Genomic DNA, 23565 nt, shown 5'->3' on the forward strand with positions numbered 1-23565 from the left:
CATAATTCACATAAATTAAAGGGTTTATCAATAAATTCTTTAAAGGATTGGGCTAACTTTGCACAAGAATTATTAAAGTTTCAACTATGCGATTTCATACAAGAAAGTGGGTAAAACCTGAGGATTTGAACGCCAATGGAACGCTGTTCGGGGGCAAGGTACTTGCCTGGATAGACGAAGAAGCCGTATTATATACCATCATACAACTGGAGAACAAGAAAATTGTGACCAAATACATGTCCGAGATCAATTTTATGAGCACGGCGCATGAAGGCGACATCATTGAAATTGGTATCGAGGTCATAAAGTTCGGGGTCACCTCCATTTCCCTCAACTGTGAGGTAAGAAACAAGATGACCCACGAAAGTATCGTCACGGTAGATAATATTATTATGGTAAACCTTGATGAGAACGGTAATCCCAAGGCCCACGGCAAAACCAAAATTGAATACGTTAAGGACCGATTGGCCAAAAAGGAAAAAGAGGAAAACGCCTAATCCATGGATTTGGCGACTGCCTGGACTTCATCCAAAACCCTTAAAAGGTTTCCGCCCCACAGTTTTGCTATTTCTTCTTCGGTATAGCCTCTTTTTACCAGCTCTAAGGTTACATTAAAGGTCTCGGAAGCATCCGACCAACCTTCAATACCACCACCTCCATCAAAATCGGAGCTGATACCCACGTGGTCGATACCTATCAATTTTACCATATAGTCGATATGGTCCACAAAATCCGATACATTGACCGCAGGTGGTACATTGGGGTCGGTTTCCGCCAATTCCTCACCAATGCTTCTTACTTTACGGTAATTGGCAAAGAATTCTTCGCGTTGTTCATCCGTTAGGGAACCAAATTGGGAACGCTCGTACCAAGCAACCCCCAAGGAATCGGCCACTTTTTTATAGACTTCGGTCATGTAGGTGGCACGCGCCTCGTGTTTTTCTGTGTTCAGGTAGGAACTAAAGGCCACTGTTTGGACCACCCCGCCATTTTCCTTCATCAACATCAACTGTTCGTCATCCAGGTTACGGCTATGGTCACACAGTGCCCTGGCCGATGAATGCGATGCAATGATTGGTGCTTTGGTAAGGGCTATCATTTGTTTCATCGCTTCTTTGGATGGATGGGAAACATCGATCATCATTCCAACACGGTTCATTTCTGCAACCGCTTCTTTGCCAAGTTCGCTCAATCCGTTATGAAGCCAAACACTGTCCTGTTCACCTGTATTGGAATCGCTCAATTGGCTATGGCCATTGTGTGCCAAAGACATATATCGGGCACCACGCTTTTGGTATTCTTCAATTTTGGAGAGGTCCTCACCAATGGGGTAGGCATTTTCCACACCGATCATCGCTACTTTTTTTCCAGAGGCCACGATTCGCCTAACATCTTCAGAAGTAAGCGCAAGTTCAATCTGATCTGGGGCAATCTCTTCACAAAGCTTATGTATCGCCTCAAATTTGGAGATCGCGTTTTCGGAAGCTTTGGCATAACCCTCCGTGGTCAACGTATCCTGCCCGGTGTAAACGATGAACCAAGCTACATCCAGTCCGCCTTCCTTCATTTTTGGCAGGTTTACCTGTGTATCCAAGTTTTGGGTGTAGTTGATGCTGTCCGTAAAGTTTTGGACATTGATATCGTCATGCGTATCAATGGTAATCACGGAATCGTGTATCCGTTGTGCTTTTTCTTCCAAGGTTTCGGTTTTTTCAGTTTTTTTCTCAGCGCAAGAGATTAAGAAGACAATACTAAAAATGAGGTAAAAATATTTCATGGTTGGTTTTTTATACATACAAATAAAGCAATTTGACAACAAAATCCGAGTGCTACGAAACAATTAATTGTAAACCCTCAGTTTAATCGACATTTTTAGTATGATTAATAACCATTACTGCAAAAAATTGGGAACACGCGAATTACTGACGTATCTGGAAAAGCTCGAAATAGGGTTGAGTTCATTTTCTTATGAAGAATTGGGAGTAGTGGAGGCCGGAGAACTCAAAAAATCCTTCGAGGTTTTTAAGGTAGGATTGGAGAACAAAGTTTTTGGAGCTTCCGAAATGCAACAATTGGAATCCATTTACCAAAAAGTGGGTATCCAAAGCTTGGAAAACCAAACACTGAACGATACGGAAACCAGCCGATTCCTGTCACTCTTGCAATCCTTGGAAAATACCGGACTTTCACGGAAACAGACCGAGATTGTGGAAGAACTAAAAAAAATAGCCAAGTATCCTTCATTTGAAAAACCTCAAAATTCAGATAAAAATACCTTAAATAGTATGTCGACTGATTTTGAATATATCGAGAAAAGCTTGCAGGCCGGATTCGCATCACAACATATTGACCTAAAGCCCGTGCTGGAAGATTGTATGGGACAAATGGAACTTTTGGAGGAATTGATACGCATGTTCAAACAAAATGTCCTCGAGTTTGTAGGAAGTGCCAAAGTGCACCTTATGAACGATAACTTCGACGAACTGGAACAGGCTTGCCAGAAGATCATGCCGTCCTTTCGAATGATGAATACCAACGGACTTTTGGAAGTTGCCCAACAGATGGCCCGTCTCTGTAAAACAGATCATGATGTGAAATACCTATCCTTTTTATACGATCAGTTCGTCCAAGAATATCCCCGTGTTCAAGAACAGATCGATTTTGAAATGGAATTGTTCAGAACAATGTAAAAAAGAATGGCCATGGCAAACTCAGAACTCCCAGAATACCTACAAAGCATATTTTATCCTCTTTTTCAGCACACTAAGGACCTTGAGTGCCGTTTGATGCTGATGGACGAAATGTTGGAAGTGGGGGATAAGAAGGAAATTCCTTTTCTGAAGCAATTGGAGTCCGATGAAAACCCCAAGATAAGCAACAAGGCCTTTGAAATAAAAGCCGCCCTACAATCCAAATTGGGCGTATTGTCCGATGCCGAAAGAAGGAGGCTGCCCATGAACCTTTGCTTCATTTATGACGAATTCAATATCCGTCCCAGTAAAGTGGACAGGGATTTTGATTTTGAGGTGGAACTGGACATATTGAACATGAAATAAAAAAGAATTTCACCACCATTTATAGAATGTTCACCACATTTTATGATAGTGAAATAATCTTTGAGCAGAAATGACGTTTTTTAGATAAAGACCCAAATAAAAACCTATTACTGGCATGTTATACGATACCTACGGAGAAGAATACTTGGCATTTTTACAAGAACTCAATGAAATATTGAGCGTAAACGAACTTGCCGAACTTGATTACCTATAGATTAGTTGACAAACACCCCAAAATTTGTTCACATGAAAAACCATAACAAAGAAAACACAGCCTACTTGAATTTTATTCAAGATTTGAAAGACATGCTCACCGACTTTGATATTAGTCTTTTGAGCAAACCCTGATTATTAAGTGTCTATCATGGAAAAGGGGATGTTGTCAACAACATCCCCTTTTCTATTTATCGATTATTGGGACTTTACCCCAAATAAGATTTCAAAATTTTACTTTTAGAGGTATGCCTTAACTTTCTAATGGCCTTTTCCCTAATTTGGCGTACCCGTTCTCTTGTGAGGTCGAACGTACTACCTATTTCCTCCAAGGTCATGGAAGGTTGGTCCCCAATGCCATAGTACAGTCTTACCACATCGGCTTCTCTTGGGGACAAGGTATCCAATGCCCTGTTGATTTCTGTGTTCAAGGATTGGTGCATCAACCCTTTATCGGGTTTTGGGGAATCCCCTGCATTCAGCACATCATACAAATTGGACGTTTCCCCTTCTTTTAAGGGAGCGTCCATGGACACATGGCGACCGGTATTTTTCAAGGATTGTTTTACTTCGGAAACCGTCATGTCCAGTTCTTTTGCTATTTCCTCTGGAGACGGTGGCCTTTCGTGTGCCTGTTCCAAGTATGAGAATGTTTTCTTTATCTTGTTGATGGAGCCAATTTTGTTCAAAGGCAAGCGAACTACTCTTGATTGTTCTGCCAAGGCCTGTAATATGGATTGTCGAATCCACCACACAGCATAGGAAATGAATTTAAATCCACGGGTCTCATCAAAACGCTTGGCCGCTTTCACCAATCCTACATTGCCCTCGTTGATCAAATCGGGCAATTTTAAACCTTGGTTTTGATATTGCTTGGCCACCGAGACCACAAACCTGAGGTTTGCATTGGTCAATTTTTCCAAAGCAGCTTGGTCACCGGCCCTTATCTTTTGTGCTAGCTCAACTTCTTCCTGCGCGGTGATCAAATCGATCTTACTGATGTCCTGCAAGTATTTGTCAAGAGATTTGGATTCTCGGTTCGTAACCTGTTTAATGATTTTTAGCTGCCTCATGCTGTTATACGGTTTGAAAGTGTTATAAGCTAACATTATACATTTTTATAAGCTATTTTCCAAGTCCAAAATGTTATTGTTATCAAAATGTTATAAGCGTTTCAGGTAAAATCATAAAAAAAGTATCAAATAACGATTGTTGATACAATTTTAATAGAAAAGCTTCCCGGTATTGGCCACAAGGATAAAAAACCCCTAATTTTGTAGGGTTTTTTAATTAAGAATCCATAACGCTAATTTCCTTTGGAAGTAAACAAAGAAGTCAAGAAGAAAACATTATACGGGTACCAGAAAGAAGATCTGAACAAGATCTTTGATCAGTTGGATCAACTACCACCGGGCACAAATATATTGTACCAATTGCCCACGGGTGGTGGTAAAACCGTTGTGTTTTCCGAAATCACAAGACGATTTATTGAACAGACCGGGAAAAAAGTAATGGTGCTTACCCACCGGATAGAGCTCAGCAAGCAAACTTCCAAAATGCTAAAAGGATTCGGTGTGGCCAACAAGGTCATCAACAGCGAGGTAAAGGAACTCTACGACCAGGACAACTATATGTGCTTTGTGGCGATGGTGGAGACCCTGAACAATCGTCTGCAAGAGGAAAAAGTCAAGATCAACAACATTGGCCTAGTTATTATTGATGAGGCCCATTACAATTCCTTTAGAAAACTGTTCAAATATTTCGAGGATTCTACCATTTTGGGGGTCACGGCGACACCTTTGAGCTCCAACATCAAACTTCCCATGAAGGATCATTATAAACATTTGATCATTGGGGAATCCATAAAATCCTTGATCGACAAACAATTTTTGGCAAAGGCCAATTTGTACAACTATGATGTGAGCCTTCGCACCTTGAAGCTTGGAATTAACGGTGATTATACCGTAAAATCTTCGGATGAATTCTACAGTGCCCACAGCATGCTCGGTAAATTGCTCACCGCTTACGAGGAAATTGCAAAAGGTACAAAGACCTTGATCTTTAACAATGGTATCAATACGTCACTGTACGTTTATGAAACCTTTAAAAAGGCAGGCTACAATATTAAGCACCTGGACAACAAGAACACGGCCACGGAACGTAAGGAAATCCTGGAATGGTTTGCCGAGACCCCGGATGCCATTCTTACTTCAGTGAGTATATTGACCACTGGTTTTGATGAACCTACCGTACAGAGTATCATCCTAAATAGGGCGACACGTTCACTTACCCTGTACTTTCAGATGATAGGTAGGGGATCTAGGGTGCTTCCTGACAAAGATGAGTTCAACGTAATCGATATGGGGAACAATATTGCCCGTTTTGGACCGTGGGACGCTCCGGTAGACTGGCAGGAAATCTTCCACTTTCCTGACTTTTATTTGGAAAACATCAAAAATGATGAGGAAATAGAACGAGATTTCGTTTACGAAATGCCGGATGAGCTAAAGGCGAAGTTCAGTAAATCGGACAATATCACCTTTGATGTAAAAGAGGAGTACAAGAAGATATTCGCCCAAGGCAAAAAATCCAAGATCGTTCTGGAAAAGAGCATCGAGCAGCACGCCCAGATTTGTGTGGAAAACAGTGAAGATGTTTTTGATGCGCGCATATTGGCAAAGGAACTCAAGGACGAAATATCCTATCGTGTAAAGCAATATTCGTATTGCATTATGAACAACACCAAGAATTATAAAGAGTGGTTGGAGGAAGATTATGAACGAAAACTACGTTCCAGTATCTCCAAAATGTTCGCGGCCAAAATGTGAGACTTGAGCATTGGATTGTTCAATTTAAAATTTTGATACTAGAGCTTGATTTTGAACTAGTATTTTAGCAATTCCAACTTCGTACATTTATCCACATGTCAAAAAAATTACTTGTCATTGGTTATGTTTGGCCAGAACCCACTACCACGGCCGCGGGATGTCGTATGCAGCAATTGCTGGAAGCATTTTTGACCTTTGGTTATCGAATTACTTTTGCCTCCACGGCAAGTAAAACGGAATACAGTCTAGATCTGGAACAAATGGGGATACAGGAAGCCACCATAAAACTCAACCATTCCAGTTTTGATGATTTCGTCAAGGACCTCTCGCCCCAGGTAGTACTGTTTGACCGTTTTATGGTAGAAGAGCAATTTGGTTGGCGGGTCAGTGAGTCCGTTCCGCAAGCCATTCGAATATTGAATACCGAAGACTTGCACGCTTTGCGCAAGGCTAGGGAAGAGGCGCATAAAAAAAATCAACCCTTTAGGATAGAAGATTGGAAAAACCATCCGATGACCCTCCGGGAGCTGGCCAGCATCTATCGCTGTGATTTAAGTTTGATGATTTCCCATTTTGAAAAGGAAATTTTGCAAAAAGAGCTCCATGTTCCATCCAATTTGTTAATGCATTTGCCTTTGATGGTTGATGTTTCGGCGATATCCGAAGCGAAATTTAAACCGTTTGAAGCAAGAACAGGCTTTGTAAGTATCGGCAATGGTAAGCATGCTCCCAATGTTGATTCCGTCAACGTGTTGAAGCACGAAATTTGGCCCCGAATACGAAAGCAACTGCCCGATGCAGAACTACAGATCTACGGAGCTTATCTGCCGCAGCAAATCAACGAGATGCACGACCCCAAAGCGGGTTTTTATATTCGAGGTTGGACGGAAGATGCAGAAAGCGTTTTCCAAAATGCCCGAGTCTTATTGGCCCCTTTACAGTTTGGTGCCGGGATAAAGGGCAAACTACTGGATGCCATGAAAACGGGAACGCCAAGCGTTACCACCACCATTGGAGCAGAGGGCATGCATGGGGGCCTACCTTGGAACGGAACCATTACCAACGATTGGGAAACTTTTGCCAAAGCCGCTGTTGCATTGCACCAAGATCAGGAATTATGGAAAACGGCACAAAATTATGGAGCTGATGTGCTCCGTACGTTTTATGATAAAGCTACCCTGCAAGGGCAATTCGAACGACACCTGATCCAAATTGAAAAAAACATGAAGGACCTTAGGGAACAAAACTTTATCGGGAAATTGTTGCAGCATCAGACCATGGCGAGCACCAAGTATATGGCCAAATGGATTGAGGAGAAGAATAGGGGGTAGTTTTCCCTTTGAGTTACTCCAATCGGTGGTGAATGGCATTTGGATTTTTAACTATACCTTAAAAGCGCATTGATTTTGGTCCCTTTACTGGGCATAAAAGCAGAATTCATCAAATATACCGTACCATCATTTTTTAGAACCTGCATTGCCGCAAGATTCATTAAAGATAGACTTTCATCGTTTCTTTCTTTGTGTATTTCAACCTTTTGTTCTTTTTGCTTAAAATTCCCCCAAAGCTCAGCGCGATTCTCTAGAAAGAGGGTGTCAATTTTCCCTTCAAAAGCAAAAGGAACGATGTCGTGAACCACATCGGTTTTCTTCTCAGGCTTGGCTTCTTCATACTGTTCCATTTTTTTGCGTTTGTCTGATTCAAAGTAGTCTTCAAGCAAGTCTACAGCTTTTTCGTGCAGACCGTTTATGTCAACATCGTTAGGGTTTCCTTTCATTGGTTTTTCATATAGTTTTTGGTATGAATTTGCTTCATTGTAGATCGGGAACAAATAATCCTGACAATAGACAACCAAAGGGACGCTCTCACCCTGCAATACCTTTACGATTCCTTTGTCAACTGCATTGAAAAACCTGAAAATCTCTTCTTTTTCTTCACGGTTACCAGCCCCTTGTCCATGGAACATGCTACCACCTGCATCATTTTGCTGCTGATTTCTTACTTGGAGGTGCTTTTCTTCATAATCATAGCCCACCACGTCATTTATATTGCCTGGAACATGGTCTTTTACATTTACTTCGGAAAAACTGAATTCAGTAGCTTCATAGAGCTTCACTTCTTCTAATTGAAGCGCCAACACATAAAACTTATGATTGGCCGAAAGCGCATCGGCAAGGGGACGAACATAGAAGTGATTGGAGATGTGAGTGTAATCTTCGAACTTAGTTGGCAGTCGAAATTTTTGAAAAAAATTCTCTGCCGCAAAAAGAGCCAGTCCATGAGACTGATACTTCCAAAACTTATCATCTTCCAACAGCTCTTGAATGGGTTTTCCGATTTTTTCTATGCTTTCTGAGGTAAAGCCTTTCTTTTTCAACTCTCGGCTGCATTGGTCCCATTTACTTTTCAATTTGGTTTTATCCTGATTTTCCAACACTTCTTTTCCCGCGATATTGGTGTGCATAAAAATGGTAATACAAGGTTCTGACCTGTGAGTTAGTAAGTTATTCAATTGACTCTTTTTTATAAATTCCATGTGATGATTTGTTTTTGGGTATTTATAAGTTAAGGTTTATTTTTCAATTAGCCATATGGAACAATCTAAAATGTAATCTTATCCTGATGGGTGAATTGTAACGTGCGTCTCTATTTATCTACTGAGCCTAATTTATTTCTGCTTATTTTTAGATAACCTGTTAAGAGAAAGTTCAGCTTTAAACAAATTATTCTTCTGTAATTTGGGCATCATCGTTTTTAAGAAATATTCAAAATACATTGAACTGCACCTTTCTGGTACTGAATCGGTTTGGGACCCGTGGTAAAATACATTGACCGATTGGGATGCCGCCCAAATAGTCGTACCTTCTTTACATGGAAAAAATATTAGTTGCAGGTGCTACAGGCACTACAGGAGAAAAGGTTATAAAATTGATACATGACTCGGAAGATTATAATCCCGTGGCCATGGTACGCACTGAAACACAGAAAGCCCAATTTGAATCCCAGGGTATTGAAACCATCATGGGAGACTTAACAAAAGATGTATCCCACACCACAAAAGGAATGGATAAAGTAATTTTTGCGGCAGGTTCTGGCGGTAAGGACGTGGTCAATGTTGACCAAGAAGGTGCCAAAAAACTTATTGATGCTGCAAAGAAAGAGCGCGTTGGTAAATTTGTGATGCTCAGTTCCATGGGAACGGACAATCCCCGAGGCGAACTCAAGGAATACCTACAAGCCAAACAGAATGCAGACCAATATCTCGATATCAGTGGTTTGACGTTTACCATTGTTAGACCTGGATCTCTGAACAATAAGGAGGGGATAGGCAAAATAAAGCTTTCTAAAAAATTGAACGAACGAGGGGAAATTCCAAGATGGGATGTTGCCAGAACTTTGGTCAAAAGCCTTGAAGATGGTGTTGCCAAAAATCAAGCGTTCGAAATTTTAACTGGCGAAACCAAAATAGAAGAAGCTGTGCAGGAATTCTAATCATTATTTCCCAAATAGAAGTGGGAGGTATGCAAATAGACTGCCAAGTACCATGACCAAGTGTTTGGAGGAGAAGAATACCAAGAGCTAAGACAATCTTCCCATAACACCTTCACCAGTTTTTATATCGATGAAACCCCGTTCGGTTCCCGAACGGGGGTCCAAGTTCTCGTGGATCTGGATATTGTCTCCCATTTTGAACTGCGTTCTCAGTCCATCCAGGTCCAGAACCGTATCAAAATACATCCAATCAGCGGTTTGGTTGCTCCAAGAGCGGCCATAAAAAGAGACAGTAACATTTTGATCTATCAGATAGGTGGCCACATCTCGCAAACTATCCGAACATATCCAACGGGTCTTGTCCCGAAAGTAGCGATCAAAATCAAGGATTTCTGCCTTTAGATGAGGGGAGAGAATTGATGCTTCGCCCATTAAATTAATAAGGCTCCTATCAAAATCGGCATGGTGTTGCATGGACTTCACTTTATCCAACACCTGTTCCAATATTTTATTTTTTTGAGGTTGATCGATTTCTTTTTGCAAAGCCTGTAACAGCTTTGTTTTTTTTTCTTGAAAATTTTTCATCGAATTCAATCATTATGTATGGTCAGCTCTGGGTCATATGTGGCCCCTTTAGCAACCTGAACCATGGTGATACGTACTTTGGTGGGGAAAAACTTTTCGGGGTCGGCCCTTTTATGTGCATGGCCTTGGCCGCCGCTATCATCTTTGATAACCAAATCCATTTGTTTGATACCTTCTTCCCAAACAATCGATTCATTTTCCCAAAATTCGGTCATGGAAACTTCTTTTTCGTAGATGCCCTCTTCCAAGAATAAATCGGTAGAAGTGCAACCATATCCGTTTCCCTGTCCTTTGTTAGGGATATAACAGAGGGTCCATTTGGTCGGTTCCCTGCCAGGAGGTTTATCCAACACCTCAATCCGGATGTGCACCGTTCCGTTTCTATAATCAACCGGAGCTGTCCAATCTTTGGGACGATCCGCATTTAACATATCCCCTGTGACATAGTAATGGGATTTGCTCGGTGTGGACGTATCCGCATCCTGTTTGGTGTATGTAAATTCCACATCGAAAAGAACAAACTGGGATTCGTTGGTCTGGGAACAGCAGAACAGCGGTAGAAACAGCATCCAAAAATGTAGACTGTATTTCATTGTGCCTATTTTTTCACCAATTGGTACGAAGCTCCCATTTGTTCAAAAAGCATGCTGTTCTCTTCAGGTTTAAAGGTAATCGTAATTTTTGCAGGTTTAAATTCAAATTGATGCTCGGCTATGGCCTCTAAAGGAAAAGCAGGTTGTCCTGTGGCCTGACCTTTAAGTTCACCATCCACAATTTTTATATCCAAATCCAATGGAAACCCGGGTGATGCATAAGTGCCAACGTAGGCCTCCAACTGGTCCAAGGTAACTTCGTAGTTATTGAATTCAGGCATTTCAAAAGGATCATTATACACGGTGCTCAAGATGGTTATGGCAATATCGTTGGTATTCATATTGGCGCCATTCGAGGTCATCGCAAAGGAAATATTGCCATCATCAAAATGGCCAAAAAGAGAAGAAAAACCATCAATACCGCCGGTATGTCCATAACTGGTCCTACCACGATATGGAAAACTGAACAACCCAAAACCGTAGGCGTCTTGCTTGGTTTTCATCAGTTCCACATATTCAGTTTTTAATAGATTTCCGCCAAAAAGGGCATCGCTGAACTTAACAATATCCACTGGTGTAGAAACAACCGCTCCAGCTCCCAAAGGTATTGACAGATCGGTTTCCGGTTGTTCCTGCCATGTTCCCAAATTTATATATGATTTGCACTCATTTGAATTGGTTCCAATTTTACTTCCCACATAGGTGTTGGAAAGGCCCAAAGGTTCGGTAATAAACGAGCGGAGCAGATTGGGATAGCTGTCTGACATGCTTTTTTCCAAAATAAAGGTCAACAAAATAAAATTGGAATTACTGTATTGCGCCTTGGAGCCCGGTTCAAAATCACTTCCTGCGGTAACAATAATATCCAGAAGTTGCTCTTGGGCCTGTGGCTGGGTATAATATTCCATGTATTTGGCATCATCCGTGATATTGTGAATACCGCTTCGATGACCCAAGAGTTGTTTTATGGTTATTTTTTCTGAATTGGGCACTTCAGGAAAAAAATCGTCCAAGGTTTGATCAAGTGACAGTTTTCCTGCTTCAATGGCCTTGAAAACTAAAACGGTGGTGAATGTTTTGGAAATGGAACCAATTCTGTATTTGGAGGAAATATCTGCCTTTGCATCTTCGGCTAGATTACAGTACCCTACAGAGCGTGTATAAATGAGCTCACCACCTTTGGAGACGGCCACACTGCCCATGAATTTATCGTTGGCCTCCAAAAGGTCAAAGTATTTGTCTAGTTTTTCATAATTAAAACTTTGCGCATTGCAAAAAAAGCTGCCAATCAGTAAAATAGTAGGTAAAATCCAAGATTTCATAATTTATATATAAATGGTTAATGTTCAATTTTTCAGGTGCCCGGGACCATGCACTACGCGTCCGGGCATATTTCCTGTGTGCTCTCCATTCTTCAAGACCTGTGTCCCGTTCACAAAAACGTGCTGTACGCCTTCTGAATATTGATGGGGTTCTTCAAAAGTAGCTTTGTCCATAATGGTTTTAGGATCAAACAAGACAACATCGGCATAATTACCGTTGGAAAGACTTCCCCGTTTGTTTATTTTGAGATTGGTGGCAGGCAACAGCGTTAATTTGTGCACTGCCTCCTCCAACGAAATAATTTGCTCATCCCTGACATATTTCCCCAATAACCGTGCTACGTTACCGTATGTCCTTGGGTGTGTGCTCGATTTAAGAAAAACGCCTTCTGTGGCAGGGGAACCTGCATCGGAACCAAAACTCATCCACGGCAGGGCAATTTGTTTTCTTACGTTTTCCTCGGACATCAAAAAATAAATGGTGCCCACACGGCTACCATCCTGTACCACCAAATCCATTGCCGTTTCTTCAGGGGAAGTACCGCGCATTTCGGCCACTTCTTTTAATGTTTTTCCTGTCAAATATTTCAACGAATCAGCCTTAAAGCCAACCAGTAGGATTTTACTGGGGTCACCTGCGGCTTGCATCAAACTTTCCCATTCGTCGGTCGGGGTGGTCATTTCTTCTTTTACTTTTTTACGTATTTCCGGGTCTTGCAAACGCTCCGCCCACTTGTCATAGCCGCCTTCCTGTACCCATGGGGGCATGGAAGCATCCAATCCTGTGGCTCCTGCCACATAATTGTACATATCGGCAGTGATGTGCAGTCCTGCCGCATTGGCCGAGTCCACTTTGGCCACAACCTCATCAAACTTGTGCCAGTTATCTTTTCCACTTTGTTTTAAATGATAGATTTCGGCACGGATACCAGCTTCATCAGCTATTCGAATCAATTCATCCAGACTTTCCAAAAGTCGTGAACCCTCGCTACGCATATGACTGATGTACATCCCGTCGTACTCGGCGGCCACTTTGCAGAGTTCAATCAATTCTTCGGTAGTGGAGTAAAATGCAGGTGCGTAGATCAATGAGGAACCAACGCCAAGAGCGCCTTCTTCCATGGCCTGTTTTACCATCAATTTCATGGAATCCAATTCCTGTGGGGTAGGGGCTCGGTCTTCAAAACCTACGGTATTGATTCGTAATGTGGTCGCACCCACAAATGAAGCTACGTTGGAAGAAATGCCCTTTTTGGTAAGATATTCCAAATATTCGTTCAACGTATTCCATTCAATTTCATATTTGATATCACCCTGACTTTCCTGCTCTTCTTTTTTCATGGATTCGTTGAGCGGCCCCATGGACCAGCCTTCTCCAAACACCTCCAAAGTGACACCTTGTTTGATATCGGCCATGGACCTTCCGTCCTCAATCAATGATTCTGTGGCCCAACTGAGCATGTTGATAAATCCTGGGGCCACAACAAGGCCTGAGGCATCAATTTCTTGAGTTCCTGTGGCATTTTCCAAATCACCTACGGCGGCAATGGTGTCGGCATTGATGCCCAAATCACCGATATAGGAAGGTTTTCCCGAACCATCCACAATCTGTCCGTTTTTTATGAGGACGTCAAATTGTTGGGGCTGTGAACAGCTCGTCAGAATGATAAAAATGGAAAAGGCTTGCAAATAGTGGTTAAATCTCATATTCCGTTCAATTAGTTGGTGTAATGACCAAATTAATCTTTTTTGAACGCAATCTGATGCCCAATACAAATAACTTTCTAACTACTAGGTATTTGCTGACTTAAACAATGTAGCGTTCCAAATCCCCATATCAAATCGATGGCACTTATTCCTATGACTTCCCTGTCAGGGAAAATGTTCGTAAGCAAGTTAAGAGCTTCACTATCCCTACTATCATTAAAAGTTGGCACAAGCACCGCATGGTTCAATATGAGAAAGTTGGCATAACTGGCGGGTAAGGTCAAACCATCAAAATCGATACGTTTTGGCATGGGCAACGGAATCACCGTTGGCCTTTCGCCATTTTCCAGAACGGACTCTTCCAATCGCTGAAAGTTTTCCCGCAACGCCTTGTGATTGATTTCCGAAGGATTCTCCTCTATGACAGTTACGATGGTGTTGGGGCTTACAAAACGGGCCAAATCATCCACATGTCCGTGGGTATCGTCCCCTTTGATTCCTTCCCCCAACCAAATGGTATTGGTAACGCCCAGATATTCCTTAAAAATTTTTTCGTAGTCCTCTTTTGTAAATCTTTGGTTCCTTACTTGGATTTTAGGGTCCAATAAACACTCTTCGGTCGTAATCAGCGTACCTTTTCCATTTACATCGATGGCGCCTCCTTCCAAAACAATGGGTTTGCCTTTATAAACGGCCTTTTCCACGGGAATGTTCAAAAAATCGGCTACTTTGGAAGGAACATGTCGGTCCAATTTATAATTGGGGTACTTGGCCCAGCCGTTAAAATTAAAATTCAACGCTTTGCGCTGTTTACCGTTCTTTACGATGATCGGACCGGAATCCCGCATCCAGCTACGATTGGTTTTGTGGACAATAAAAGATACCCTGTTGGTCTTTACATGCGCCATGCTCAGCATACCATGTACCTTGTCCCTCAGTTTTTCGGAGGAAACCACGACCATCACCCTTTCAAATTCAGCGATTTTCTTAATAAACTCAATAAAAGCCCATTGAATGGCTCCATACTTTCCCGGCCAGTCTTTTCCATTGTGCGGAAAGCAGAGCAGGACGCCTTCTTGTTTTTCCCACTCTGCCGGAAAAATCCATTTTTCTTTCTTCATCTTAATCTATGGCGCGTTTGGTGATGGCCCCGTACATATCTATACGCCTGTCCCGCAGAAAGGGCCAATTTTGTCTAACATTCTCTTGGAGGTCCAAGTCCACTTCGGCCATTAGAATTTCCTCTTGGTCATTGGAAGCCTGGGCCAATATTTCTCCTTGCGGTCCGCATATAAAGGATGAGCCCCAAAACTCGATTCCATCCGTACCGGGCAAGTATTTTTCCAAACCGATGCGGTTCGCGGCGGCCACATATACTCCATTGGCCACTGCATGCCCCTTCATCACATTCATCCAAGCGCCATGTTGTTTCTCTCCAAATTCTTCTTTTTCCTGGGGATGCCAGCCAATGGCGGTAGGGTAGAACAACACCTCAGCACCTTGCAGGGCCGTTAAACGGGCCGCTTCCGGATACCACTGGTCCCAACAGATCAATGTTCCTATGTTTCCTTTTTGGGTGGTTATGGTCTTGAAGCCAAGATCACCTGGGGTAAAGTAGAATTTTTCATAGAAATGGGGGTCGTCCGGAATATGCATTTTTCGGTACAGTCCCGCTTCGGAACCATCGGCATCGATGATATAGGCACTATTGTGATACACCCCTGCCATTCGTTTCTCAAAAAATGGGACAATGATCACTACGCCCAATTCTTTGGCCAATGCACTAAAAGCTTTAAAAGAAGTACCGTACAAAGGTTCTGCAAGGGCGAAATTATCCGTGTCCTCGCTTTGACAGAAATAGTGACTGCTGTACAGTTCGGGCAACAAGATGACCTCGGCGCCCTGAGAGGCAGCTTTTTTTACCCACTCTGTACATTTTTTCAGATTGTTCTCTGGGGTATTATTTAAGTTTAATTGAATTACGGCTATTTGGTATCTGTTTTTACTCATGAATATAAAATAAACTTTTCGAGGGAATAAAGATAGTTTTTATTGTTTTTTATCCCTAGTATCCAACTGTTGATACGGGATATAATTTTCCCATTTCCAAGGTGTGTAAACATCTTTTAGGGCTATATCCAACAATTCTTTAAAGATGCTGTTGCCCCTTTCAAAATTGGTCATGATCATAATTCCCTTTCCTGTTTCCGGAAATAGCACGGAATGATGAACAAACCCACTTCCGTGCCCTTCTTTAAAAACGGCTTTTCCATAAGGGGTCTCAAAATAGCCCCAGCCCAGACCATAGCCCAAATTGATGTCATCATAGGCATTTGTTGTGATACTAGTACCTTCACCAAATTGCTTTTCGTTCCTTATTTTGATGTGGGGACTAAAAATCTCGTTATAAGATGCTTCGCTTATTATTTTTTGATGTAATACCGCAGTTAAAAATTTGGTATAATCTTTTGGAGTGGTCTCCAAGGTTCCACCGCCCCTTGGTTCATTGTCCTTGTCCTTTTTAAGAGCTTCCTCATGTTCGTCATGCCCAAGGGCGAAGTCTTCATTAAATTTGCTTTTCCATTCGTAGGCGGAGTTTTTCATTCCCAAGGGCTCAAAGATGATTTCTTGTGCGAGTTCTTCCAATCCCTTTCCAGTTAATTTTTCCAAAACCACCTGCAGGTAGATAAATCCTTCCCCACTGTACCCAAACTGGGTTCCGGGTTCCCAGTGCACCCTGAGCTTGTAGTCGTCTTCGAACCATCTATAGTTTTTGAAACCCGTGGTGTGGTCCAAGCACATCCTTGCCGTGATTTTGGAATAGAGGGAGTCTTCTTTCAAACTGGAAAAATCATCGTGCCAACGGGTCTGTGGCTCGTACTCATAGATTTTTTTGGGCAAATAGGATTCTAAGGGAGTATCCAAAGCGATTACACCTTGTTCTACCAACTTCATTACCAAAACGCCAAACACAGCTTTGCTAAAGGATGCTCCATAAACGTTTGTGGAGTCTGTCAACACAATTTTATTGGGGTAATCCTTGTATCCAAAAACCTTTTCATAAACTGGCTGGTTGTCATTAAAAATAGTCACGGCCATCCCGTAGATTTCAGCATCCGTCATCAACTGGTCTATTTTTTTGGTTATGGAGTCTTTTGTGATCAAAGAACCGTCCAATCGTTCCACAGTTTCCTGCTTGGGAGCGGAGCAACTGCCCAGCAACACGAGAAACCCTAGTACCAAACTATAAATGTTGTTTTTTTTTAATCTTAAAAATGGGATGGAAAAAGGGTAGTAGCACTTATTCTTTTGTACGACGTAGATTATGTTGAAAACGATGATCGCGATACAAATGGGCACTACGGAGATGAAAATAAAAAATCCCCATTTTTCAATGGTCACTAGGCTGACGAAAGACAATATGGCAAGAATCAGCACGGTAATCTGAAAATTGATAACCTTAATACCGTGTTTGTTATAGATCGGGTTGTCCTCCCTTTTGTGAATCCAAATAAAGAGAGGGATGAGCACATTGAGCAGCGGTAAAAATATTCCGATCAACGGAGTGGCGTGCATTAGCAGCAGCCATTTCTTTTTTACGGTTTCTTCCTTTGGATTTTCCAATGGAATTAGGTCATCCACCTCAATTTCCAAGGCTACGGCCAGTAGTTTGATGGTGTTCAAATGTGGGGAAACCTCTTCTTTTTCGATACGCTGTATCGTTCTTACGGTTACATTGGTTCTGTGGGCGAGCTCTTCCTGCGAATATCCTTTGACCTGTCTTTGATACTTTAGTCGTTCTCCGATTGATGTTTTGTTCATGGTTTTGATTTTTAACTGTTGAACAAATTTATCGAGAGCTGCTCGACAGCACCACGACATTTAGATGTCACCTTTATGTCATCCGTTGTAAAATGTGCTGTTTGGGCCATTACTTTTAAAAAATATCATTCTGGTCATGAACTTAAAACTATAATTCTATACTACCTAAAATTGAAGCGAAAAAGGTCTTTGGAAATGGGATGGTGCAAAAGAAAACCCTATCCGGCATATGCGGATAGGGTTCTCGTGTAACATTCTGGTATCTACGTTAACTTAAAACATAAATCCAAGTCCTGCGGAAAATACGGAGTTATGGACATCAACATCCTCTACCATTTCGGAAAATCCGTAGGAATAGCGTCCCTGGATAAAGAATCCGGAAGGAAACTTGTATTCCACACCAGCTGCCCCTTGCAAATCAAAGGTCTTAATGGAGTCGGAATCAAAGCTTCCCGAATCGTCTCCCGGAGCCAAATCGAGTGATTCGTTGACTTTAAATCCAAATTGTGGACCTGCCTGTAGGTTGAGTCCGTCCGCAATGTAAAATTTGAACAACACGGGCACTTGGATGTAGTCTACCTTAAACTGTGCATCCGGCGAATCCGGTTCATCGGTAATATCAAAACCCTGTGCTGAATAAAAAACCTCTGGTTGCAAGGATACATGATCGGTCAATGGCGCTTCTGCCAATAGTCCCAAATATAAAGATGTTCTGGAATCCGGGCTATCGAAACCGTCTCCTGCCACTGTGGCAAAATTGGCACCGCCCCGCACACCCAGTTGTACATTGTTCGTATTCTGTCCGTAGGTGGTGAGCCCAGCTAGGAGCACACCCAAAATCAATAAATTCTTCTTCATTGTATTTAATTTTAGTGTTTAAAATCAATACGAAAGTAGCGTGCTGTTGTGGTGCAAGTTGATGCATACCATAGAATTCTTGACGCTATAAATAAAGGGATGGCTATCAAATCGTTACTAAAGATGAATATGAGGGGCTCCAAGGTTTAGTACTGAATTCTAACCAGAAAGAAATCAAGGGATTTGGGCGAGGACTTAAGTTATATGTGCTTTATATCAGTAAGTTACATATTAAGCATACACTAATTTTCAGATTTTAAACCTATGAAAGTAATTCACAATGGGTTCGGACACCGTAATCCCCGTAATCCCCGTAATTGCGGTTATATATGGTAAGGCATTGTTCTTACTCCTTTATTTTTTCATAATCTACGCTTGCTTTTGCTATCCCCTCTGGATTTGGGTCCAAGTATAACTGATAATCCTTCAAAAGTTTTACTCTTTTCGATTCACCTTTATCAATTGAAATTTCTTCAATAATCTTTTCAGCTTGTTGCACTCTTATTGAAAATTCTCGTTTTCCTATGTTGTTTATTATTGCATAACAATCTTGTCCAAAATATGGATTAATTGTTCCATCTTGACCAGGTCCCTTTCCTGTCATTATCATACTTTGAGAAGGTTCAAGTACAAATTCTGTTTGAGCGTTCGCTTCAAAATGTATGAAGACTATCAATGAAATTATAAGAGTTATTTTTTTCATTTTTAATATATTTCTTGTGAAGTGTCTATTTAGAATGTCTGCTAGCTTTAAAGCTAAAAAATCATCTAGTAGATTATTTTTTTTTCATCAATAACGAAGTTCGCAGAATTTCACCTCACAGGCAACACTTGTTATTAGGTGTTATCAACATTAAAGTATTGATGCCTATTCAGTTATATCGTTCAAAACCCTTTTGGCCATGCTAAGCGATCTATTAGAAATAACTATAATCCAGAATTTCCGTTATTTTGTGGTACAAGAAAACTACAACTATGGAATCACCCAACTGGCAGACTGCCATGGAATTTGAGGATATCACCTATAAAAAATGTAACGGCGTGGCGCGTATTGCCTTTAATCGCCCCGATGTGCGCAATGCGTTCCGTCCCAAGACCACCAGCGAACTGTACAAGGCTTTTTATGATGCGCAAGAAGATACATCGATTGGGGTAGTGCTGCTTTCTGGCGAAGGGCCATCATCCAAGGACGGTAAGTGGGCCTTTTGCAGTGGCGGCGACCAAAAAGCACGCGGACACAAAGGGTATGTGGGCGACGATGGTTACCACCGTTTGAATATTTTGGAGGTACAGCGTTTGATACGTTTTATGCCCAAAGTGGTGATTGCCGTGGTGCCTGGATGGGCCGTCGGGGGAGGGCATAGCCTTCATGTGGTGTGCGATATGACCCTTGCCAGTAAGGAACACGCCATTTTTAAACAGACCGATGCGGACGTTACCAGTTTTGATGGTGGCTATGGCTCTGCATACCTCGCCAAAATGGTAGGGCAGAAAAAAGCTCGGGAAATTTTCTTTTTGGGCAGAAACTATTCCGCGCAAGAAGCGTACGAAATGGGCATGGTCAATGCCGTGATTCCCCACGATGAATTGGAGGATACCGCCTACCAATGGGCTCAGGAAATCTTGGCCAAGTCGCCAACATCCATAAAAATGTTGAAGTTCGCCATGAACCTGACCGACGATGGCATGGTAGGGCAACAAGTGTTTGCGGGCGAGGCGACTCGTTTGGCCTATATGACCGATGAGGCCAAAGAAGGTAGAAATGCTTTTCTGGAAAAGCGTAAGCCCGATTTTGGCAAGGACAAGTGGATTCCGTAAAACAATGGGTGATTTACAGTAAGTAATTTACAATTAGGTTTTTTCAGTCTGAAGAAGGAGGGCGATAGGAAAACCTAGATTTCCCGTCCCGATAGCTATCGGGAGCTCTCGAAACGACAATAGGAATATTCTTGGTTGTCATAGCTCACAATTCTTGATTCAATTAGAGGAATTGATGAAATTAGTTTCGATAAACCATTTTGGTTATATGATTTAATGTATTTCTGAAAGAGGGTGATTTGAAGAATCTAGGGGATTGGTCACCCTTCGGCTACGCTCAGGGTCCATGATTGTTTTATGCATGGTTCTGGCTACTTACTATTGATGCAATTAGGGCAATTCGTGTCAAACTATGAGGATAGGGTGGCCCTAAATAGAAAAGAGCCCTGCCACTTGGGTCAAGACTCTTTTACGAGAACACTATATGAAAATGAAAAAATTACTTTCGTTTTTATTACATAGTAAAAGTAGCTTGCTTCTCCGTTTTGCTGAAATTATTGTTGTGAAGTTGGCCTTAGATGTTGTCATCTTGGTAATCATGTCATTCTTTCGCTCTCTATTGTGTAATTATTGTTATTCTAAAGGAGAGAACGAGTGAAGAATCTAGGGGAATTGGTTACCCTTCGCTAGCGCTCAGGGCATTTTAATCGGTTAAGGAGTTTATAACTGTGATATCGAGCCCAGTCAAGATGCGACAGGACATGTTCCGAATAGCCCCAAATCAAAAAGAGTCCTGCCACTTGGGTCAAGACTCTTTTACGAGAACACTATATGAAAATGAAAAAATTACTTTCGTTTTTTATTACATGATAAAACTACCACGAGTGTTCCCGTAAATAAAATTATTGTTGTAAAGTATCCCATTACTGTGGTTTTTTAAGCTTTTTAGTATATCATGCCATTCTAAGGCACAGCTTTCACAATGTTGGATAACACTCCGTTCACATCAAAATAGGGTTCTTCGGCCAGACCGGTCCGAACAATTACGAGGTCTTTGGATGGAATCATAAATACGTGTTGGCCTTCAAAACCATTGCACGAGAACATATCTCTGGGCACATCGGGATACTTTCCTTCAGCATTCAACCAAAAATGTGCACCGTAGGTACCATCGGAATTAACCGTAGGAGTGGTAATGTAATCTACCCAAGTGGAATCAAACAGTTGTTCCCCGTTCCAATTTCCCTTGTTCAAATACAGTTGTCCAAATCGGCCCCAGTCCCTGGTATTGGCCCATGCGTAGGAAGACCCCACATAATTGCCCGCAATGTCGGCTTCCAAGACCATAGAATACATCCCTATCTTGTCTATCAAGGACGAGTACGGGAAATCCAAGTATTCCTGATGGCTCCTGAACTGTTGGCGCAATATCCCGGAAAGTAGATTGGTGGTTCCCGAAGAGTAATTCCAAACCTCCGTAGGTTTTGCGATGGCTTTTTTGTCACGCTGCGCTTGGGTCATGTCACTATCCAAGAACAACATCCGTGTCACATCGGATATACCGGTATAATCTTCGTCCCATGCCAAACCACTTTGCATGCGGAGTAAATGGTTCAAGGTGATGTCCTTCCGTTCATCATCTTTCCATTCTGGAATCGGTGCCGGCCAATCCATCTCCAATTTTCCCTGATGCTCCAAAATCCCAAAACACGTGGCCAATACACTTTTTGTCATGGACCAGCCCAAAATAGGGGTGTCCTTGTCAAAACCATCGATATATTTTTCGGCAATCAAATGCCCTTTGTACAGAATGAGGAATGTTCTTGTCTTTTGGGTTTCCGGATTGACAAACGCCATGGCCATCGCCTTGTTGATTTGGTCCATATCCACCTCGGGCAAGATCGTATCCAAGGGAGCCGCTTGTCCATACGGGAACGGGATAGTGTCCTCAACTTGGTTTCTTCTGGGTCTGATGGTAAGCTTTTCAGGGTCGTAATCATCGTTGATCAGAACTGCCCCCAAACCATCACGGTACACCGCGGTTCGTTCCATAAGACCGTACACGGTGGAGGAGGCCGATTCCTCGCTCTCATTGACCTCAGTGGAAGCCAATTCTATCAATGGAGCGCTATTATCGTATTGGTTCATGCTTGCTGCCGAACGATGTGCTACAAACACTCCGGAAGCCACATTTTTGGCGGCATAGCCAGAAATAATGTTCAATTTGGGATAGTTAAGGTAGACGACCACTCCGATCACAACGATAAGTAGTAATAAAAGACGCTTAAGTAGTTTCATGGTTATAGGATGTATTTGTAACTTTCTGCATCTAAATATAAACATATTAAACATGTCCAACGTCGGATTGATCATCGAAGAACGAAGCAGGGATATAGGGGATTTTTTAGTGGGAAGGCTCATTCCTTTTCGTAAAAAGCGTATGATAGGCCCTTTTATTTTTATTGACCATATGGGACCTACGCAATTGGGGCCTACAAAGTATATGGATGTGGACCAACATCCACATATGGGGCTGTCCACCTTGACCTTTATGCTGGAAGGTGAAATTATTCATAAAGACGGTTTGGGAACCCGCCAAAGAATACGACCTGGATCTGTAAACTGGATGACCGCCGGTAAGGGAGTTTCCCACACCGAACGAACCCCGGAGGATATGCGCAATGGCAACACCTTCACGGCCCATGGCTACCAGATATGGGTGGCTTTGCCAAAGGAACTTGAAGATATGGACCCCGAATTCCATCATATTGATGCGAAAGATATTCCACAGTGGAGTGATGGCACTACGCAATTTAGACTAGTTGCCGGTGAGGGATACGGCAAAACATCTCCAGTGCCCGTGCATTCCAACCTATTTATGGTAGAGGTAAAAAATGATGAACCTTATACCCTAAACGTAAATGGGAAGCTCAAGGGCGAAATAGGGATCTGTATTGTGGATGGCAGCATAGAGGCCTGTGGCGAAACGGTGGGAAAAGGAAATATCTTGGTTTCCAAGGTAGAGGATACCTGTAACATCAAACTAAAAGCCAATACCCATTTAATGCTGTTTGGAGGGGAACCTTTCCCCGAGGAACGCTATATTTATTGGAATTTTGTTTCTTCAAGTAACGAAAAGTTGAAAAAAGCCAAAAAAGCATGGGCCGATAAGACCTTTCCTATGATGGAGAACGAGAATAGTTATATTCCATTGCCAAAATAGAGCGCTCATCAAACCGCAACCATACCGCCAACCAATGCCGACCAAACCAAAAGCCCTTACCTTAGTTTCGTTTGTCTTTTTTTTTATTTTGCTCGCCTGCAAAAAAGA

At 42.1% G+C, this 23565-nt stretch carries 21 protein-coding genes; 8 read left to right on the forward strand and 13 right to left on the reverse strand.

Annotated features, from left to right (window positions below):
- The first annotated feature begins 86 nt into the window (after window positions 1-86).
- On the forward strand, window positions 87-497 hold the full coding sequence (locus tag SD449_RS02205; protein WP_318308423.1) for an acyl-CoA thioesterase: 411 nt from the start codon (window positions 87-89) through the stop codon (window positions 495-497).
- Here SD449_RS02205 and SD449_RS02210 read toward each other — a convergent pair.
- On the reverse strand, window positions 494-1777 hold the full coding sequence (locus SD449_RS02210) for a dipeptidase (protein ID WP_318308425.1): 1284 nt from the start codon (window positions 1775-1777) through the stop codon (window positions 494-496). The two genes, SD449_RS02205 and SD449_RS02210, sit on opposite strands and share 4 nt — an antisense overlap.
- A 100-nt stretch (window positions 1778-1877) precedes the next feature.
- On the opposite strand from SD449_RS02210, the gene SD449_RS02215 reads away from it, so the two are divergent.
- Both SD449_RS02215 and SD449_RS02220 read left to right on the forward strand, forming a co-directional pair.
- The gene (locus SD449_RS02215) at window positions 1878-2690 is read left to right on the forward strand and encodes an Hpt domain-containing protein (protein WP_318308427.1); all 813 of its coding nucleotides are present in this window, start codon (window positions 1878-1880) and stop codon (window positions 2688-2690) included.
- Between the two features lie 12 nt (window positions 2691-2702).
- Window positions 2703-3056, forward strand: coding sequence for a hypothetical protein (locus SD449_RS02220; protein WP_318308429.1), 354 nt, complete (start codon window positions 2703-2705; stop codon window positions 3054-3056).
- Between the two features lie 422 nt (window positions 3057-3478).
- On the opposite strand, the gene SD449_RS02225 is transcribed toward SD449_RS02220, so the two are convergent.
- Window positions 3479-4342 (reverse strand): sigma-70 family RNA polymerase sigma factor, encoded by an 864-nt coding sequence (locus tag SD449_RS02225; protein WP_100818963.1) that lies wholly within the window; start codon window positions 4340-4342, stop codon window positions 3479-3481.
- Window positions 4343-4585: 243 nt separating this feature from the next.
- Between SD449_RS02225 and SD449_RS02230 the strand changes: the two genes are divergently transcribed.
- Entirely contained in the window at window positions 4586-6097 is a 1512-nt protein-coding gene (locus tag SD449_RS02230) for a DEAD/DEAH box helicase (protein WP_318308430.1), read from the forward strand.
- 95 nt (window positions 6098-6192) lie between these two features.
- Complete coding sequence (locus SD449_RS02235; RefSeq protein WP_318308432.1) at window positions 6193-7428, forward strand: glycosyltransferase; 1236 nt, start codon at window positions 6193-6195, stop codon at window positions 7426-7428.
- 47 nt (window positions 7429-7475) lie between these two features.
- On the opposite strand, the gene SD449_RS02240 is transcribed toward SD449_RS02235, so the two are convergent.
- The gene (locus SD449_RS02240; protein WP_318308433.1) at window positions 7476-8633 is read right to left on the reverse strand and encodes a baeRF7 domain-containing protein; all 1158 of its coding nucleotides are present in this window, start codon (window positions 8631-8633) and stop codon (window positions 7476-7478) included.
- Between the two features lie 335 nt (window positions 8634-8968).
- On the opposite strand from SD449_RS02240, the gene SD449_RS02245 reads away from it, so the two are divergent.
- Complete coding sequence (locus SD449_RS02245; RefSeq protein WP_318308435.1) at window positions 8969-9589, forward strand: SDR family oxidoreductase; 621 nt, start codon at window positions 8969-8971, stop codon at window positions 9587-9589.
- A gap of 87 nt (window positions 9590-9676) precedes the next feature.
- On the opposite strand, the gene SD449_RS02250 is transcribed toward SD449_RS02245, so the two are convergent.
- The 9 genes from SD449_RS02250 to SD449_RS02290 form a co-directional block, all read right to left on the reverse strand.
- Window positions 9677-10174, reverse strand: coding sequence for a peptidase M16 family protein (locus SD449_RS02250; protein WP_318308437.1), 498 nt, complete (start codon window positions 10172-10174; stop codon window positions 9677-9679).
- Window positions 10175-10179: 5 nt separating this feature from the next.
- Window positions 10180-10767, reverse strand: coding sequence for a hypothetical protein (locus SD449_RS02255; RefSeq protein ID WP_318308439.1), 588 nt, complete (start codon window positions 10765-10767; stop codon window positions 10180-10182).
- Window positions 10768-10772: 5 nt separating this feature from the next.
- Window positions 10773-12089 carry a serine hydrolase domain-containing protein gene (locus SD449_RS02260; RefSeq protein WP_318308441.1) on the reverse strand — a complete coding sequence of 439 codons (1317 nt, stop codon included), beginning with the start codon at window positions 12087-12089 and terminating at the stop codon, window positions 10773-10775.
- A 24-nt stretch (window positions 12090-12113) separates the two neighbouring features.
- Window positions 12114-13796 (reverse strand): N-acyl-D-amino-acid deacylase family protein, encoded by a 1683-nt coding sequence (locus SD449_RS02265; RefSeq protein ID WP_318308442.1) that lies wholly within the window; start codon window positions 13794-13796, stop codon window positions 12114-12116.
- A gap of 77 nt (window positions 13797-13873) precedes the next feature.
- Complete coding sequence (locus SD449_RS02270; RefSeq protein WP_318308443.1) at window positions 13874-14917, reverse strand: agmatine deiminase family protein; 1044 nt, start codon at window positions 14915-14917, stop codon at window positions 13874-13876.
- Between the two features lies 1 nt (window position 14918).
- The gene (locus SD449_RS02275) at window positions 14919-15806 is read right to left on the reverse strand and encodes a carbon-nitrogen hydrolase (RefSeq protein ID WP_318308445.1); all 888 of its coding nucleotides are present in this window, start codon (window positions 15804-15806) and stop codon (window positions 14919-14921) included.
- Between the two features lie 39 nt (window positions 15807-15845).
- Entirely contained in the window at window positions 15846-17618 is a 1773-nt protein-coding gene (locus tag SD449_RS02280; RefSeq protein WP_318308446.1) for a serine hydrolase, read from the reverse strand.
- Window positions 17619-17891: 273 nt separating this feature from the next.
- The gene (locus SD449_RS02285) at window positions 17892-18476 is read right to left on the reverse strand and encodes a porin family protein (protein WP_318308448.1); all 585 of its coding nucleotides are present in this window, start codon (window positions 18474-18476) and stop codon (window positions 17892-17894) included.
- Between the two features lie 346 nt (window positions 18477-18822).
- The gene (locus SD449_RS02290; protein WP_318308449.1) at window positions 18823-19179 is read right to left on the reverse strand and encodes a hypothetical protein; all 357 of its coding nucleotides are present in this window, start codon (window positions 19177-19179) and stop codon (window positions 18823-18825) included.
- Between the two features lie 272 nt (window positions 19180-19451).
- On the opposite strand from SD449_RS02290, the gene SD449_RS02295 reads away from it, so the two are divergent.
- Window positions 19452-20294: a 1,4-dihydroxy-2-naphthoyl-CoA synthase gene (locus SD449_RS02295; RefSeq protein ID WP_318308451.1), complete on the forward strand. Its 843-nt coding sequence runs from the start codon at window positions 19452-19454 to the stop codon at window positions 20292-20294.
- 903 nt (window positions 20295-21197) lie between these two features.
- Here the strand turns inward: SD449_RS02295 and SD449_RS02300 are convergent.
- The gene (locus tag SD449_RS02300) at window positions 21198-22532 is read right to left on the reverse strand and encodes a serine hydrolase domain-containing protein (RefSeq protein ID WP_318308452.1); all 1335 of its coding nucleotides are present in this window, start codon (window positions 22530-22532) and stop codon (window positions 21198-21200) included.
- A gap of 52 nt (window positions 22533-22584) precedes the next feature.
- Here SD449_RS02300 and SD449_RS02305 point away from each other — a divergent pair, with 52 nt between their 5' ends.
- On the forward strand, window positions 22585-23457 hold the full coding sequence (locus SD449_RS02305) for a pirin family protein (protein ID WP_318308453.1): 873 nt from the start codon (window positions 22585-22587) through the stop codon (window positions 23455-23457).
- Window positions 23458-23565 lie beyond the last annotated feature (108 nt).

Source organism: Flagellimonas crocea (genome assembly GCF_033441595.1).
GTDB lineage: Bacteria > Bacteroidota > Bacteroidia > Flavobacteriales > Flavobacteriaceae > Flagellimonas > Flagellimonas crocea.